Origin of the sequence: Luteibacter sp. (assembly GCF_051958795.1) — a bacterium.
GTDB lineage: Bacteria > Pseudomonadota > Gammaproteobacteria > Xanthomonadales > Rhodanobacteraceae > Luteibacter.
Genome location: NZ_JBQCFT010000202.1, coordinates 1 through 16201, shown reverse-complemented (window position 1 = coordinate 16201; position 16201 = coordinate 1). Strand labels below are relative to the sequence as shown.

Sequence of the window (16201 nt, the reverse complement as noted above, 5' to 3'; positions counted from 1 at the left end):
GCCCACCCTCGAGGCGAGTTCCGCAGGCGAGGCGGCTGGGCGGGAACAGCCCGTCAGGGGGCCGGCCATGGAGGGCCGGCCGTTTGAAATCGAGCCATGGATGGCGAGTTTCAAACCCCCGCCCGGCCGCCGGTTCGCGGCCGTAGGCCAAATAAGTACATGGGCCGCGTAGCGGCCGTCCTTTTCGAACGACGAGGACTGTCTGAGCAGCGAGGGTGGGCGCCAAGGGCTCTTTCCAGAGACGTCCGAGCGCTGACGCGATGGCGTAAGCCGAGCAACGCGAAGCCGAAGGCGAGCCGTCTCGAATCGCAGGCACAAAAAAGCCCGGCCGGAGCCGGGCTTTTTCGTCAGCGAGGTGGGGTGGCTTACGCCAGGCCCGCCTGCTTCATCACTTCGGCAGCGAAGTCGTCAACGACCTTCTCGATGCCTTCGCCGACGGCTAGGCGCTCGACCGAGATGATTTCCGCGCCACCCTTCTTCAGGGCTTCCGCGACGGTCATGTCGGTGTCGATGACGTAGGCCTGGCCCACGAGGGTCACGTCGGCAAGGATCTTGTTGACCTTGCCCGACACGATCTTCTCGAGGATCTCGGCCGGCTTCTGCTTTTCCTTGTCCGTCATCTTCGACAGCTCGATTTCCTTTTCCTTCTCGAGGAAATCGGCCGGGACGTCTTCCGCCTTGATGAACTTCGGGTTCATCGCGGCAACGTGCATGGCGATGTTCTTGGCCAGCTCTTCCGAGCCGCCCTTCAGGGCCACCAGCACGCCGATGCGGCCGCCGTGCGAGTAGGCGCCCAGCACGCCGTCGGTATCGACCGTGGCGATGCGGCGGACGTCGAACTTCTCACCGATGGTGAGGGTCAGGGCCTTGGCGGCATCTTCCACGGTGGAGTCGCCGAGCTTGGCGGCCTTCAGCGTGTCGATGTCCTTGGCGCCCGACGACAGGGCGACGTTGGCGACATCCTTGGTGAACTGGATGAAGTCCGGGTTGCGCTGCGAGAAGTCGGTTTCGCTGTTTACTTCGACCATGACGCCCTTGCCACCCTGGGTGGCGACGGCGACGAGGCCTTCGGCGGCCACGCGGTCGGCCTTCTTGTCAGCCTTGGCCGCGCCGCTCTTGCGCAGCGCTTCCATTGCCGCTTCGATATCGCCGTTGTTTTCGACGAGTGCCTTTTTGCACTCCATCATGCCGACGCCGGAACGCTCACGCAGATCCTTGACGAGGCTTGCGGTGATCTCAGCCATGGTAATTCCTCAAAGTTTTGGATTGCGCCGCGGCAAGGGTGCCGCGGCGCGGGTAAAACGGAAGAGCTACGGGGTGGGGCGCTTACGCGCGGCCACGACCACCGTCACGGCCGCCTTCGCGACGCGGTGCACCCTTCTTGGCCGGGGCGCGATCGTTGCGACGCTCGCCACGCGGGGCTTCGTCCTTGGCGACCGGGTTGCCGGCTTCGTCCATTTCCACGAACTCGTTGGCATCGCCACGGGCGGCGTGCTGCGGAGCGGCGGCCTTGCCTTCGAGGATCGAATCGGCGGCGGCGCGGGCGTAGAGCTGGATGGCGCGGATGGCGTCGTCGTTACCCGGGATGGCGTAGTCGACGAGGGCCGGGTCGTAGTTGGTATCGACGACGGCGACGACCGGGATGCCCAGCTTGCGGGCTTCCTGCACGGCGATGTCTTCGTGGCCGATGTCCACGATGAACAGCGCGTCCGGCAGGCGGTTCATGTCCTTGATGCCACCCAGCGAGTTCTGCAGCTTCTCGCGCTCGCGGCGACGGGCCAGCACTTCGTGCTTGACCAGGCGATCGAACGAACCGTCGGTTTCGGCGGCTTCGAGTTCCTTCAGGCGGGCAACCGACTGCTTCACGGTGCGGAAGTTGGTCAGCATGCCGCCGAGCCAGCGGGCGGTGACGAACGGCTGGTTGGCGCGGCCGGCTTCTTCAGCCAGGGCTTCGCGGGCCGAACGCTTGGTGCCGACGAACAGGATGGTGCCGCCCTTCTGGGCCAGGCCCGAAAGGAAGTTCATCGCGTCGTTGAAGAGCGGAAGGGTCTTCTCGAGGTTGATGATGTGAATCTTGCCGCGGGCGCCGAAGATGTACGGAGCCATCTTGGGGTTCCAGTAACGGGTCTGGTGGCCGAAATGGACGCCGGCTTCCAGCATCTCGCGCATGGTGACTTGTGCCATGGAATTACTCCTGGTGAACCGCACGGGGCGGTTCTATGGGGGTTGGGACCTCCACGCATCCCCGGCTTCGACCCTGCCCATTGGGCAAGGCACCCCGAAGACGGTGCCGATGCGTGTGTGGCGTTAAAAACGACTGCCTTACGCCGGGCCAATGGTGGCGCCGTGCGGTTACAATCGCGGTGTCGTTTCGCTCCCGTGGCCACGTAAAAGTGGCTTCGCCGGGCAGCAAAACTCGCTAATTGTAGCCTCCAGCCCCACCCGCCGCAAGCATGGGGCTGGAAATCCGCCGGGGGCACCGCCACGTACACGGCAGGCCCATCCCCCTGAGGGCAAAGGAAAAAGAGAGAGACCCATGGCAGTCGTACCGAAGACCCCCGAAGAGATCCAGGCCATGCGCGAGGCCGGCCGCCTGGCCGCCGAAGTGCTGGCCATGCTGGTGCCCCACGTCAAGCCGGGCGTCACCACCGAGGAACTGGACCGCCTGGCCCACGACCACATCGTGAACGTCCAGAAGGCCATCCCGGCCAACGTTGGCTACCGGGGCTTCCCGAAGACCGTGTGTACCTCGGTCAACCATGTGATCTGCCACGGTATTCCCACCGACACCAAGGTCCTGAAGGACGGCGACATCATCAATATCGATGTCACGGTCATCAAGGATGGCTGGCACGGCGATACCAGCCGCATGTATTTCGTGGGCACGCCCAGCGTGCTGGCGAAGCGCCTGGTCGAGACCCCCTACGAGGCCATGATGAAGGGCATCCAGGCCGTGAAGCCGGGCGCCACCCTGGGCGACGTGGGCGCCGCGATCCAGAAGCACGCCGAGGCGGCGGGTTTCTCTGTGGTGCGCGAGTACTGCGGGCACGGTATCGGCAAGGTCTACCACGATGAACCCCAGGTGCTGCATTACGGGCGCCAGGGCACCGGGCTGGAGCTCAAGCCTGGCATGACCTTCACGGTCGAGCCCATGATCAACGCCGGCAAGCCGCACACCAAGTCGCTGCCCGACGGCTGGACGGTGGTCACGAAGGACCACTCGCTCTCGGCCCAGTGGGAGCACACCGTAGCCGTGACGGAAGACGGCTTCGAGATCCTCACCCCCTGGCCGGACGCCGCCTGATACACCTCGCGATCCCGGCCTGCGTGGCGCGGGATCGCCTTCCAACGCAAGGGCCCCCGACGTGACGCTTCCCCCGCTTCCACGCCTGCCCGCCGTCGTTCCCCGCTCCGGTGTATCGCCCGAGGCGCGGCGCTCGCTGCGCCAGTTGCTGGGTGACGCAGATCGCGCCCTGAATACCGCGTTCGGCGAGGGGGAGGACGCTTCGGCCCTGGCCCGGCGTCGCGCCGAGGTCGTCGAGAAGGTCGTCGTGCATACGTGGGGCGCGTGCCTGGGCGACATGGCCGCCGCCTCGCTGTTCGCGGTGGGCGGATTCGGCCGCGGCATGCTGTTTCCCTGCTCCGACGTCGACCTGCTGGCCATGGTTGGCGAGAGCTCGCCGGCCCTCTACCGCGCGCTCGAGAACTTTTTCGCCTGCCTGTGGGATATCGGCCTGAAGCCGGGCCACGCGGTGCGTACGGTGGAGCAATGCCGTGAGCTCGCCGCGCGCGACGCGAGCGTGTTCACCAGCCTGCTGGACGCGCGCCGCCTGGCCGGCTGGCCGATCCTTTCCAACGACCTGCGCGGCATCCTCGATGACCCGGCGCTCTGGCCGCCACGCGAATACCTCGCCGCGCGCCTTGCCGAGCGCGATGCCCGGCATGCCCGCTACGACGATACGGCGCAAAACCTCGAGCCCAACCTGAAGGATGGCCCCGGCGGGCTGCGCACGCTGGATGCGTTGCGCTGGCTCGGGCGCCGCCTTGCGCATGCGCCGGATTTCGATGCCATGGTCGCCGAGGGCCTGCTTGAGCCGGTGGAAGCGGCGAAACTGACGCGCGCGGAAGAGACCCTGCGGCGCTATCGCTACGCACTGCATCTCGAAGCGGGCCGGGCCGAAGAACGCCTGTTGTTCGATTACCAGCGCGCGCTGGCTTCGCGGCTCGGCTTCGAAGACGAACACGCGAAGAACCTGGGCGTCGAGCAGTTCATGCAGGGCTATTACCGCGCCGCGACCCAGATCGAGCGATCCGGAACGCAGCTGGTCGAGCGGTTCGAGGAGATGCTCGACCCTTCGGCGGAGCCCGAGCCGGTCGGTACCGATTACCTGCGCTACGGCTCGCGCATCGCGCTGCGCAATCCGCACCTGTTCGTGCGCCGGCCGGCGGCACTGGTCGAGATCTTCATCGCGCGCCTCGATGCGCCGGGCATCAGCGGCTTCACCGCCGAAACGATGCGTCGTATCCAGCACGCGGTGTCCCAGCATGGCGAAGGCCTGGCCGACGACCAGGCCGTGCTCGATGCGTTCCTGGCGCTGCTGCGCCGCGGCGCGCCTGCCGTGGATGCCCTGTGGCGGATGAACCGCCATGGCCTGCTCGCCGCGATCCTGCCTGCGTTTGGCAAGGTCGTGGGCCGCATGCAGTACGACCTGTTCCACGTCTATACGGTTGACGAGCAGACCCTGCGCGTCCTTCGCAACGTGGCGCGGTTCGCCGATCCGGGCGCACGCCGCGAGTTCCCGCTCGGTTGCGAAATCTGGCCGCATATCGAGCGGCCCGAACTGATGCTGCTGGCCGCATTGTTCCATGACATCGCGAAGGGGCGCGGTGGCGATCATTCGGTGCTGGGCGAAGAAGATGCGCGCGCGTTCTGCCGGCGGCTGCGCCTCCCCGAGGATCAGGTCGAATTCGTGGCATGGCTGGTCCGCCAGCACCTGCTCATGAGCACCACGGCGCAACGCCAGGACATCACCGATCCGGACGTGGTGCATCGCTTCGCTTCGGTAGTGGGCGACTGGGAACACCTCGACCACCTCTACCTGCTGACCATCGCCGACATCATCGGCACCAGCCCGAAACTGTGGAACGCGTGGAAGGACCGCCTGCTGGCCGACCTGTACACCGCCACCCGCTTCGCCCTGCGCAGCGATATCAGCCACGCCACGCTGGCCGGCTCGCGCGTGCGCGAATGCAGGGAGCGCGCGCTGGGCATGCTGGTCGCGGAGCGCTTTGCCGCGGATGACATCGCGAAGGTGTGGGCCGACTTTCCCGACCTGAGCTTCCTGCGCCATCGTGCCGAGCAGATCGCGTGGCAGACCGCGGCCATCCTTCGCGCGGGCGGCGTCACCCCGCTGGTCGAGGTGCATCCGTTCTCGGTGCGTGGCAGCACGGAGCTATTCGTCTATACGCCGGACCGCGACGGCCTCTTCGCTACCGTCACGGCCGTGCTGGATCGGCTGCGCTTCTCCGTCGTGGAGGCGCGCATCCTGGTGTCGAATACGGGCATGGCGCTGGATACGTTCCTTCTTCTGGAGTCCGAGACCCAGGCACCGGCGTCGCTGCAGCGCGCCGAAGAGCTGCGCCTGCGCCTGATGCGCGCGCTCGATCATCCGGAAGGCCATAGCGCGCCCAAGCGTGGCATTTCGCGACACCTTCGGCATTTCCAGATGGCGCCACGGGTTACGTTCAACCCCGTGGGCGAGCGTACGCAGCTCGCCCTGGTGTGCACGGATCGCCCCGGCCTGCTGGCCGCCGTGTCGCAGGCGCTGGCCGAAGCGGAGGTGCGCGTGCATGATGCGCGTATCGCCACGTTCGGCGAACGCGTCGAAGATTTCTTCCAGCTCACCGACCGAAACAACGCCGCCCTCTCGCCCGCGCGCCAGGAGATCCTGCGCGAGTGCCTGACCCGGCATATCGGTCTCGAAACCCCCAGGACCCCTGTTGATGCAAATGCAAACGCTTGAATCCGTGATCGAGAGCGCCTTCGAACGGCGCGCCGACCTGACCCAGAACGAAATCGAAGGCGATAGCGGCCTGCGCGTCGCCGTCGACCAGGTGCTCGACCTGCTGGAATCCGGCGAGCGCCGCGTGGCCGAGCCCGATGGCAAGGGCGGCTGGGTGGTGCACGCATGGCTGAAAAAGGCGGTACTGCTTTATTTCCGCATGAACGGTAATCGCGTGATGGACGGTGGTCCGTCCAGCGCGTTCGACAAGGTGCCGCTGCGCTTCACCGAAGGCGATACCACGGAATACGCCAACCTTGGCGCGCGCGTCGTCCCCGGCGCGCTCGTGCGCCGCGGCGCGCACATCGCGAAGGACGCCGTGCTGATGCCGAGCTACACGAACATCGGTGCCTACGTCGGCGCCGGCACCATGGTCGATACGTGGGCCACCGTGGGCTCGTGCGCGCAGATCGGTGCGGGCGTGCACCTCTCCGGCGGCGTGGGCATCGGCGGCGTGCTCGAGCCGCTGCAGGCCAACCCGACCATCATCGAGGACAACTGCTTCATCGGCGCGCGTTCGGAAGTGGTCGAGGGCGTGATCGTGGAGAAGGGCTCGGTGATCGGCATGGGTGTGTTCCTTGGCCAGTCCACCCGCATCTACAACCGCGCCACCGGCGAGATCAGCTACGGCCGCGTGCCGGCTGGCAGCGTGGTGGTGGCCGGCAGCCTCCCGGCGAAGGATGGTTCGCACAGCCTGTATGCCGCGATCATCGTGAAGCAGGTGGATGAGAAGACCCGCTCGAAGACCGGCATCAACGAACTGCTGCGTAGCGGTGAGTGAAGCGATGACCACCACGGTGTATGGCCTGCCGACCTGCGATACCTGCAAGAAGGCACGTAACTGGCTCGATCGCTTCGGTGTCGCGTACACATTCGTCGACTACCGTGCGAACCCGGTGCCCGCGGCCACGCTGAAAGCGTGGTCGGAGCAGCTGGGTGGCTGGGAAAAGCTGGTCAACAAGGCGTCGACCACCTGGCGCACCTTGCTGCCGCAGCGCAAGGATCCGCGCTCCGATCCCGAGTGGACGCTGTTGCTCAAGGAGTACCCGGCGCTGGTCAAGCGCCCGGTCGTGGTCACGGGCGATGAGGTCAGCGTCGGGTTTACCGATAACGCCTTCAAGAAGCGCTTCGCCATCTGATGTCGCCGGTCCTCGAACTCACCCGCGACCTTATCGCCCGCCGTTCCGTCACGCCGGAGGATGCCGGTTGTCTTCCGCTGATCGCCGACCGGCTCGCGCAGGTCGGCTTCCGCATCGAGCACCTGCGCTTCGGCGACGTCGACAACCTCTGGGCAACCCATGGCACGGGTGGGCCGGTGCTGGCGTTCCTCGGGCATACCGATGTCGTCCCGAGCGGACCCGAGGAGCACTGGGCCACGCCGCCGTTTGAGCCGACGGAGCGTGGCGGGTTGCTTTACGGCCGCGGCGCCGCCGACATGAAGGGCTCGGTGGCGGCGATGGTCGTCGCCCTCGAGCATTTCGTTGCCGCACATCCGGATCACACGGGTACCGTGGGCCTGTTGCTCACAAGCGACGAGGAAGGCGTGGCACTACACGGTGTTCGCGAGGTGGTCGATCACTTCAACCAGACCGGCCAGCGCATCGACTACTGCGTGGTGGGCGAGCCGTCGGCGAAGGCGCAACTCGGTGACCTGATCCGCGTCGGCCGCCGTGGCTCGCTGTCGCTCACGCTGACCGTGAACGGCATCCAGGGCCACGTGGCCTACCCGGAGAAAGCGAAGAATCCCATCCATGCGTTCGCCCCGGCATTGGCTGCGCTCGCCGCCGAGCGCTGGGACGAAGGCAACGCCGACTTCCCGCCGACGTCCTTCCAGGTGTCGAACATCAACGCTGGCACCGGTGCGAACAACGTGATCCCTGGCGAACTTGTCGCCCTGGTGAACTGGCGGTTTTCCACCGCGAGCACGGCGGATGGGCTGCGTGCTCGCGCCGAGGCGATCCTGCAGGCGCACGGCGTCGATTACGCTGCGCAATGGCACCTCTCGGGGCAGCCGTTCCTGGCGACGCCAGGCGGCCGCTTGCGCGATGTTGTCGCCGATGTCTGCCGCGAGTTGTGCGGCATCGATCCGGAACAGAGCACCGGTGGCGGCACCAGCGATGGGCGTTTCATCGCGCCGATGGGGGCTGAGGTCATCGAGCTGGGGCCGGTGAACGCGACGATCCACAAGGTGGATGAGTGCGTGTCGATCGCGGACCTCGAAAAGCTTCCCGCGCTGTACGAGGAAATCTGTAGGCGCATGCTGACCTGACGCCACGCCGCGTGCTGACGCGGCCCGGTGGACGACCTGCATGGTGGTTGGGCTGCGAGAACGAGACCCTGTCGGACTCGTTCTCGCAAGGATCTCCCATGCGCCGATCATTCCCCTGGCTGCTGTCCGCGTGCGTTGTCATGTCGCCATTCGCCGATGCGGCGGAGGCCGTTGCGCCCGTGCCCGTCGTGATCACCGTAGGTGACGACGACGATCCCGAGGTCATCCGGCGCGATGTGCTCGGCTGGCTCGATGAAGGCAGGCCAGTGGCGCTGGCCGGGCGTCCTGTCCAGCTCGCGCGAGTACGCCTGGAGGGCGCGCAGGCGTGGCCAGCCACGAACACCATCGTGCTCGATCCCAGTGCTGGCCTCGGCATTTCGGGATTCGATGCCGACGACGATGCATCGAGGCGCCTGCTGCTCGCCGCGTGGCCCTGGGCCATGGACGTACTTCCTGCGTCGCCGGCACGTGACCGTCGCGAGGCGCCCGTGCGCGCGCGTCAGAGGCATGTGGAGTTCAGCGTGCCCGCGGCGTCGCCGGGGCAGGTGTGCCGCGCGTTCGCCCAACAGGTCGCGACCACCCTGTTTGGCGCGGATGAACCGACGCCGCTCGAGCGGCGGGCTTTCCGCCGCGCGGTGCGCCGCTGGTGCCAGTACGGCACCTTGTCGCTGCACCTCGCCGCGCGACCGCAGTTCACCATCGAGCCGTTCGGCAAGCCCTACGACGTAAGGCTCACCATCGCCACCGAGTGGGCCCTGGTCCGCAGCGAGGACATCGCGTCCGCAGGCAGCGCGCGTTACCTCTTCTGGACGAAGACCCTGAACGAGGGTGCCGCGGGCGGCTTCTCGCGGATCCACGGTACCGATGCGTGGTACGACCCGGCCACGGGGGTGGTGCACAACCTGATGGATGTCGCGATCCATGCCGGATGGGGCCGCATCGAGGGGCGCGAGCTCGTGACGGCATGGCCGTTGAATTCGAGCTTCCCGCAGGTGGGTAACGTACTCGTGTTCCGTTGCGACGATCTCGAAGCCTGGCGCCCACCGGACTGCCCCGTCGCGCCGGTACTCAAGCGGCTGCTCCCTGAGGACAGTGCGGATGGTCTGGTGACCGTGGCCAGTGGCGAGACGGTCAGCGTAGGGGGCGATGCCAAGATGTCGAGATCCTTCAGCGAGGACAAGATCTCAACCTCGTTTACCTTCGGGGTAAACCTGATGCGCGCGACCTCGAAAATGTCGCAGGTCGAACTGTCGCTCGTGCACACGCGCAGCAATGCAGACACGGTGTTCTACCGAAGCACCTGGTGGCTGCCCGATGTGCCCGCCATCTTCCGTTGGATCGATGCGCGCAAGCACGCGGGTAGCCTCGCGAAAGCCTCACCGCTGGCGACCAGCCTCAATCCGCACCACGAGATGGTCTGGGAGCTCCCGCTCGCCGGCAACGAAGGGCGGGACTTCGAGTACCACATGGTGTACGAAGCGGGCTGGAACGCGTGCCGTGCCGATGGCTATTGCTCGGAATACAGGCGCGGCAAGGACCCGGCGGTTCCACCGAAGGAGCGCGGCGCCTGGGTGGACGGCATCACCATCCACCTCCCGTGGCGGTAGGGAGTTCGCCTAACGTGGGCTGATAACCAGGCTGTGCTGGCTGGGGCCGGGCAACAGCGGCGTAAGGTGGCCCTGCACCCAATCCTCGTGGCCTGCGCCGTGGAAAGGTGACAACGGGTGGCCGCTCTGGCCACCCGGCATCTCCAGGTAGCTCTCGTCTTCGTGCCCCGGCGAAATCGCGAAGCGCTCGGAGGCGCCGAAGGCCGGCGCCTGCACCCGCGGCATATCGGTGTCGCCCGCCATCGGCTCGACGGGCATATCCACGAACTGCGACAGCGCATGGGGCAGGGCGCCGGAGAGCGCATGCTCGATGTGCGACGTGTTCTGTTCGCCCCACGTCCGCGCGGCGATGCCACCGGGGCCGCTGGCCAACTCCTGGGCGGTCTGCCGCGCGGCAGCCTCGAGGAGTGCATCCCCGCATGCCCACGTGGTGTCGAGGAGGTTGGGTGGACGCTGGACCAGCATTTGCCAGACAGCGCCTTCCGCTGTCGTGGCGCGCGGCCATGTGAAGTCCGGGAAGCGCTTTGTAGCCCGGGCGGCGAAAGGCGCGAGGACCAGGGTGTGCACATGCTCGCGGAACGTGCGCACGACGCGATAGTCGACGCTGTCGATGGCAGCGTGTCCCGTCCAGCGTGCCGTGGCCTGGCGCAGGGGGTCGAGTGCAGCATCATGCGTGCGGGAAAGGGTTGCCTGTAGCAGGTCGTTCCAGCGTGAGAGGAACAACGCGCGGTCATCCAGCTGGATCGAGAGCATGTCGCCGGGTACGAAGTGCTCGCGCGCTTGCAGGTCGTCGCGGATCTGCTGCGCGCGAGCGCCCAGGTCATGGCCGCCGTTGCCAAGGAGCGCCAGCGCGGGGCCGCCCACCGTCCGGTTGTTGGCAGTCCACAAACGGCCATCCGCAGGGTCGATCACGCGCGGGTAGCTGGTCGCGTCGGCGAAGCCGGGCCAGCCAGGCACACCGGGCTCGCGCAACGGGATGGCGTCGCCGATGATCGTCCACGCGATGTGGCCGGCACGGTCGCCGACCAGCAGGTTTTGCGGGGGCATGCCGGCGCGCGAGGCCACGGCCAGCGCGGCGTCGGTGTCCGTCGCGCGTTCGAGCGCCATGATGCCCAGGTTGAACGCGTCGGGCCGGTGCGCAATCCAGGCCAGGGCCAGCGGCGTGCCATCGGTGTCGGTCGCGGCCAGCGGTCCCCATGGCGTGTCCTCAACCTTCAGGTGGCGCGACGCCCCGCCAGCCACCTCGATGACTTCGTCGTGCACCGCGATTGCCGCGCTGCCCGTCGGCGTGGTGTATCGCGAGGGGTCGGCCTTGTCGCGGGTGACGCGTACAAAGTCCATCCAGTCGCCGTAGCCGTTCGTGAAGCCCCACGCCACCTGTCCGTTGGAACCCGCGACAAGCGCCGGGGTGCCGGGGAGCGTTACGCCGTTGAGATCACGCATGCCACCGGGCGCCGAGGCATCGGGGAAGCGGATGCGTGCGCGGAACCAGATGTTGGGAACCCGCAGGCCAAGGTGCATATCGGTCGCCACGATGGCGGCGCCGTTCGCCGTCAACGTGCCGCCGACGGCGAAGCTGTTGCTTCCAGGCATGGCTTCGCTGGCCGGGATAGTGGCGTGCCCCGCGAGCTTTTCCTGCCCCCGCAGGTCAAATACATCGGGGCCCGGGAGCACGATGTCAGGCGAGCGCGAACCGTCCAGCGGTGCTTCCCATGTCGGGTCGGGCGCGACGAGCGCATCCACCAGTGACGCAGGCAGCACGGCGCGCAGTCGCGCGATGCCGAGTTCGCGTCCGTTGGTGCCATTTTCATTCAGGTCGAAGTACATCGCGCCCAGCGCGAGCAAGGTGTCTTCGCTTTTCCAGGGCTTCGGTGCCTGGCGCAGCAGGAGGTATTCCCATGGCCGCACGCGCAGTTGCCCGAGCCCGGCGTTGACGCCGTCCCGGTACGCGTCGATGACCTCGCGCTGGTCGTTCGGGAGGAACTCATAGGCGGCCTCGACCACCGCACGCATGCGGTGCACGCGGTGGTTCAGGTCGAGACCCACGGCCCGTTCGCCGGCCAGCGCGGCCAGTTCACCCGCGGCCACGCGGCGGAGCAGGTCCATCTGGAAGAAGCGATCCTGGCCATGGGCGAAGCCGAGTGCCCAGGCGGCATCACGCCGGTTGGCCGCCTGCACGGTAAGCGTGCCGCGCGCATCGCGCTCCAGGGTGACCGGGACTGATGGTCCTTGCAGGGCAAGTTTTCCATCCAGCCGCGCAAGACTGCCGGAGAGGGCGAAATACGCCGCCGCCAACGCCAGCACGACCAGAACAATGAAACCGATCAGCAGGCGGTGGGCGATGCGCATGGGCTATCCGCGTCGTTTGGGAAAGACGGCGACCATGCCGGCATACGGTTTGGTCATGAAGGCAGGCGCGCCGGCGTAACCACCCGCCGGGGTCCATGCCTGGGAGATCGTGCCATCGAGGAACAGCGCGTTGCGGCAACCGAGCTCATCACGGAACAAGCGCGCGAACGAGTGGAAGTTCACTGGCGCGCGGCTCACGACGAAGACGACTTCGCTGGGGCTCTTCGCGCAGACACCGCTTCGCCACTTCATGCTGTCCGAGCCATTGTCGAACTGGGTGTTCACCTCACCGTCGATGACCAGCATCGGCCCGGATTGCGTGGCCCAGCGCGGTTTGCGCGCGGCCGTAGCGAACGCTTCCGTGGTGCTGACCGCCGCCGTGCCGTCGTCGTAAATCGCGAAGACACCGTTGGGCAGCAGCGAGAAGTTGCCGGAACGCGGGTTACCGTGGGCCCGGTTCAGCGGAACCAGGGCCTTGCCGTTTTCGACGTACAGGCCGAGCGGGCGGAAATCGCGATCGTAGATGCCCGCATTGGTGGCGAACGCCAATGGGCGGCCCTTGCCCGCGGTCCACGTTTTCAGGGCCTCGATGCTCGCGAACGGCTGGTCGTTGTCGGGGTTGCGCCAGTACAGCTCGATATCGTCGCGCCGTGTATCGACGGTGGTCACGAAATACGACTGGCTATCGAACACGACATCGCGGCCATCGACCGCATCGGCGGGCGCGGCGCAGCCGATGAACAGGCCGGCGAGGCCAGCGAGGGCGAGGCTACGAAGGAAGAGGCGGCTGGCCATGCGGGGGATACGGCGGTGGGGCATCCGTGGATGTTCGCCGGGCGGGCGGGGCGGGTGCAAGGGCTGGCGCAAGGTGGTGGCGCGCCAACGGGCCCTGCGGCCGCCAAGGGCGTAAACTCCGGGGTTTACCCCACGCCGCAAACGCCATGCCCTACACACCCATCGTCGCTACCCTCGGCTATGTGTTGTCACCCGACGGCCAGCGCGTGCTGATGATCCACCGCAACGCCCGCAAGGACGACCAGCACCTGGGCAAGTACAACGGGCTGGGTGGAAAAATGGAGCCGGGTGAGGACATTGCCGCGTGCATGCGTCGCGAGATCCGCGAAGAAGCCGGCATCGAGTGCACCGAGATGAGCCTGCGCGGCACGCTGAACTGGCCGGGGTTCGGCAAGAACGGCGAGGATTGGCTCGGTTTCATCTTCGTGATCACCCGGTTCGAGGGTGAGCCGCTTTCGGAAAACCCGGAAGGTACGCTGGAATGGGTGCGCGCAGATGAACTGGAAACGCTGCCGATGTGGGAAGGCGACAGGAACTTCCTGCCGCTGGTCTTCGATGGCGACCCACGGCCGTTCCACGGCGTAATGCCCTACAAGGACGGCCGGATGGTGTCCTGGAACTACACGCGGCTCTAGCCAGCGGCTTGACCGTAGGAGCCCACCCTGTGGGCGACCTACTTCGCGACGACGCTGAAGATCCTGTGGCTCTGTCGCGAGCGGCGTCGCCCACAGGGTGGGCTCCTACAGTGCTACCGGCGTCAGCCGGTGGTTTCGATACGCTCCACGCGGCGAAGACCGCGTGGCAGCACGCCGCCACGGGTAGCGCGGTTGCCGCCGTACTCCACGAGGTCCGCCCACTTCAGCGTGAGCTTGCGGGCGCCCGCGTACATCGTGACTTCACCCTTGCCTTCGGTGACGACAGCGACGCCAACGACGCGTTCTTCGCCGGAGGTGAGCTTGGCCTTGGGGATCTCGATGAGCTTGTTGCCCTTGCCCTTGTCGAGCTCCGGGAGCTCGGCCACCGAGAACATCAGCAGGTGGCCTTCGCTGGTGACCACCACGACGCGGTCGCGGGACGGATCCGGCGTGATGGCCGGATTCAGCACGCGGGCACCATCGCTCAGCGAAATGATCTGCTTGCCGGCCTTCTGGCGCCCCGTCAGTGCTTCGAAGCGGGTGACGAAGCCGTAGCCGAAGTCGGTGGCAAGGATGATGCGGGTGTCGTTGTCGGCCGCCACCACCGCGTCGAAGCGTGCGCCCGACGGCGGGCTGAACCGCCCGGTGAGCGGCTCGCCGTTGCCACGAGCGGACGGCAGCGTATGCGCCGGGGTGGCGTACGCGCGGCCGGTCGAATCGATGAAGGCCACCTGCTGGGTCGTGCGGGCACGTGCAATCGCCGCCAGGCTGTCGCCTTCACGGTACGAGAGTGCCTCGCCGTCGACATCGTGACCCTTGCCGGCGCGCACCCAACCCTTCTGCGATAGCACGACGGTCACCGGCTCGGAGGCCACCAGCGCGCTCTCGTCCAGCGCCTGGGCGACGCTTCGTTCGATCAGCGGCGAGCGGCGCTCGTCGCCGAACTTCTCGGCGTCGGCGCGCAGTTCTTCCTTGATCAGGCCCTTCAGCTTGGCCGGCGACTTCAGCAGCACGTTGATGCGCGCGCGCTCTTCTTCCAGCTTGTCGCGCTCCTCGGTGATCTTCATCTCTTCCAGGCGGGCCAGCTGGCGCAGCTTGGTTTCGAGGATGTAATCGGCCTGCTCATCGTCGAGGCGGAAGCGGCTCATCAGCACCGGCTTCGGCTCATCCTCGGTGCGCACGATGCGGATGACTTCATCGAGGTTGAGGTAGGCGATGCGCAGCGCTTCGAGCATGTGCAGGCGCCGCTCGACGCGGCCCAGGCGATGGTTCAGGCGGCGCGTGACCGTATCGGTGCGGAAGCGCAGCCATTCGGTGAGGATCATCTTCAGATCCTTCACCTGCGGCCGCCCATCCAGGCCGATCATGTTCATGTTGATGCGGAAGCTCTTCTCCAGGTCGGTGGTGGCGAAGAGGTGCTGCATCATCTCGTCGACATCGACGCGGTTGGAGCGCGGGACGATGACCAGGCGGATCGGGTTCTCGTGGTCGGATTCGTCGCGCAGGTCTTCGATCATCGGCAGCTTCTTCGCGCGCATCTGCGCGGCGATCTGCTCGAGGATCTTGGAGGGCGAGACCTGGTGGGGCAGGGCGGTGATGACGATATTGCCGTCGTCACGCTCGTAGATGGCGCGGGCGCGCACCGATCCGGTACCGGTCTGGTACATCGCGGCCAGCTCGCGCCGCGGCGTGATGATCTCGGCCTTCGTCGGGTAATCCGGACCCTGCACGTGTTCGCAGAGGTCGGCGATGGTGGCATCCGGGTCGTCCAGCAGGCGGATGCAGGCGCTGGCCACCTCGCGCAGGTTGTGCGGCGGGATGTCCGTGGCCATGCCCACGGCGATGCCCATGGAGCCATTCAGCAGCACGTGCGGCACGCGGGCGGGGAGCCAGGTGGGCTCTTCCAGCGTGCCGTCGAAGTTCGGCGACCAGTCGGTGGTGCCGTGGCCGAGCTCCGAAAGGAGCACCTCGGCGATCGGCGTCAGGCGCGACTCGGTGTAGCGCATGGCCGCGAAGCTCTTCGGGTCGTCCGACGAGCCGAAGTTGCCGTGGCCGTCCACCAGCGGGTAGCGGTACGAGAACGGCTGGGCCATCAGGACCATGGCCTCGTAGCAGGCCGAATCGCCGTGGGGGTGGAACTTGCCGATCACGTCGCCGATGGTGCGCGCGGACTTCTTCGGCTTGGCCTGGGCGCCCAGGCTGAGTTCGCTCATCGCGTAGATGATGCGGCGCTGGACCGGCTTCAGCCCGTCGCCGATGAACGGCAGGGCGCGGTCCAGCACCACATACATGGAGTAGTCGAGATACGCGCGCTCGGCGTAGTCCTTGAGCGGGATCTGTTCGTAATTGGCTTGCAAATTCATGGTTTTAGCGATCCGGCAGCGCGCCGCGGCGCGTCGTTAACCGGAGGATGGTGCCAGAAACAGGTCTCAGGAGCGAAGACTGGTGGCGGCAGGCCGGCAGCGTCGCGCGCAAGCGCGCTCC

At 66.8% G+C, this 16201-nt stretch carries 12 protein-coding genes; 7 read left to right on the top strand and 5 right to left on the bottom strand.

The window, feature by feature from the left end; translation table 11 throughout:
* Positions 1-365: 365 nt before the first annotated feature.
* Both tsf and rpsB read right to left on the bottom strand, forming a co-directional pair.
* Entirely contained in the window at positions 366-1244 is an 879-nt protein-coding gene (gene tsf, locus ACTHLF_RS10245; RefSeq protein ID WP_440327137.1) for a translation elongation factor Ts, read from the bottom strand.
* Between the two features lie 82 nt (positions 1245-1326).
* Positions 1327-2184, bottom strand: a complete 858-nt coding sequence (gene rpsB, locus ACTHLF_RS10240; protein ID WP_440327136.1) for a 30S ribosomal protein S2 — start codon at positions 2182-2184, stop codon at positions 1327-1329.
* Positions 2185-2536: 352 nt separating this feature from the next.
* Here rpsB and map point away from each other — a divergent pair, with 352 nt between their 5' ends.
* From map to ACTHLF_RS10210, 6 genes are all read left to right on the top strand, one after another.
* Positions 2537-3304, top strand: coding sequence for a type I methionyl aminopeptidase (map, locus tag ACTHLF_RS10235; protein ID WP_440327134.1), 768 nt, complete (start codon positions 2537-2539; stop codon positions 3302-3304).
* Positions 3305-3365: 61 nt separating this feature from the next.
* Entirely contained in the window at positions 3366-6023 is a 2658-nt protein-coding gene (gene glnD / locus ACTHLF_RS10230) for a [protein-PII] uridylyltransferase (RefSeq protein ID WP_440327132.1), read from the top strand.
* Positions 6010-6843, top strand: coding sequence for a 2,3,4,5-tetrahydropyridine-2,6-dicarboxylate N-succinyltransferase (gene dapD, locus ACTHLF_RS10225; protein WP_440327140.1), 834 nt, complete (start codon positions 6010-6012; stop codon positions 6841-6843). Before glnD ends, dapD begins: the two co-directional genes overlap by 14 nt.
* Positions 6844-6847: 4 nt before the next feature.
* Positions 6848-7201 (top strand): arsenate reductase, encoded by a 354-nt coding sequence (locus ACTHLF_RS10220; protein WP_440327139.1) that lies wholly within the window; start codon positions 6848-6850, stop codon positions 7199-7201.
* A complete protein-coding gene (dapE, locus tag ACTHLF_RS10215) occupies positions 7201-8331 on the top strand; it encodes a succinyl-diaminopimelate desuccinylase (protein ID WP_440327130.1) in 1131 nt (376 codons plus the stop codon). The genes ACTHLF_RS10220 and dapE overlap by 1 nt, the downstream gene beginning before the upstream one ends.
* A 98-nt stretch (positions 8332-8429) precedes the next feature.
* Positions 8430-9938 (top strand): hypothetical protein, encoded by a 1509-nt coding sequence (locus ACTHLF_RS10210; protein WP_440327128.1) that lies wholly within the window; start codon positions 8430-8432, stop codon positions 9936-9938.
* Positions 9939-9947: 9 nt separating this feature from the next.
* On the opposite strand, the gene ACTHLF_RS10205 is transcribed toward ACTHLF_RS10210, so the two are convergent.
* Entirely contained in the window at positions 9948-12287 is a 2340-nt protein-coding gene (locus ACTHLF_RS10205) for a penicillin acylase family protein (protein ID WP_440327127.1), read from the bottom strand.
* A gap of 3 nt (positions 12288-12290) precedes the next feature.
* Positions 12291-13082 carry a phosphodiester glycosidase family protein gene (locus ACTHLF_RS10200; protein ID WP_440327125.1) on the bottom strand — a complete coding sequence of 264 codons (792 nt, stop codon included), beginning with the start codon at positions 13080-13082 and terminating at the stop codon, positions 12291-12293.
* A gap of 146 nt (positions 13083-13228) precedes the next feature.
* On the opposite strand from ACTHLF_RS10200, the gene ACTHLF_RS10195 reads away from it, so the two are divergent.
* The gene (locus ACTHLF_RS10195) at positions 13229-13717 is read left to right on the top strand and encodes an NUDIX hydrolase (protein WP_440327123.1); all 489 of its coding nucleotides are present in this window, start codon (positions 13229-13231) and stop codon (positions 13715-13717) included.
* Between the two features lie 122 nt (positions 13718-13839).
* Here the strand turns inward: ACTHLF_RS10195 and parC are convergent, their stop codons facing one another.
* Entirely contained in the window at positions 13840-16080 is a 2241-nt protein-coding gene (parC, locus tag ACTHLF_RS10190; RefSeq protein WP_440327121.1) for a DNA topoisomerase IV subunit A, read from the bottom strand.
* Between the last annotated feature and the right edge of the window lie 121 nt (positions 16081-16201).

Coding starts and splice junctions, on each gene's coding strand:
- rpsB (WP_440327136.1), bottom strand. CDS start 2,184: ATGGCACAAGTCACCATGCGCGAGATGCTGGAAGCCGGCGTCCATTTC.
- ACTHLF_RS10220 (WP_440327139.1), top strand. CDS start 6,848: ATGACCACCACGGTGTATGGCCTGCCGACCTGCGATACCTGCAAGAAG.
- ACTHLF_RS10195 (WP_440327123.1), top strand. CDS start 13,229: ATGCCCTACACACCCATCGTCGCTACCCTCGGCTATGTGTTGTCACCC.
- parC (WP_440327121.1), bottom strand. CDS start 16,080: ATGAATTTGCAAGCCAATTACGAACAGATCCCGCTCAAGGACTACGCC.
- ACTHLF_RS10210 (WP_440327128.1), top strand. CDS start 8,430: ATGCGCCGATCATTCCCCTGGCTGCTGTCCGCGTGCGTTGTCATGTCG.
- dapD (WP_440327140.1), top strand. CDS start 6,010: ATGCAAACGCTTGAATCCGTGATCGAGAGCGCCTTCGAACGGCGCGCC.
- ACTHLF_RS10205 (WP_440327127.1), bottom strand. CDS start 12,287: ATGCGCATCGCCCACCGCCTGCTGATCGGTTTCATTGTTCTGGTCGTG.
- ACTHLF_RS10200 (WP_440327125.1), bottom strand. CDS start 13,082: ATGGCCAGCCGCCTCTTCCTTCGTAGCCTCGCCCTCGCTGGCCTCGCC.
- dapE (WP_440327130.1), top strand. CDS start 7,201: ATGTCGCCGGTCCTCGAACTCACCCGCGACCTTATCGCCCGCCGTTCC.
- tsf (WP_440327137.1), bottom strand. CDS start 1,244: ATGGCTGAGATCACCGCAAGCCTCGTCAAGGATCTGCGTGAGCGTTCC.
- map (WP_440327134.1), top strand. CDS start 2,537: ATGGCAGTCGTACCGAAGACCCCCGAAGAGATCCAGGCCATGCGCGAG.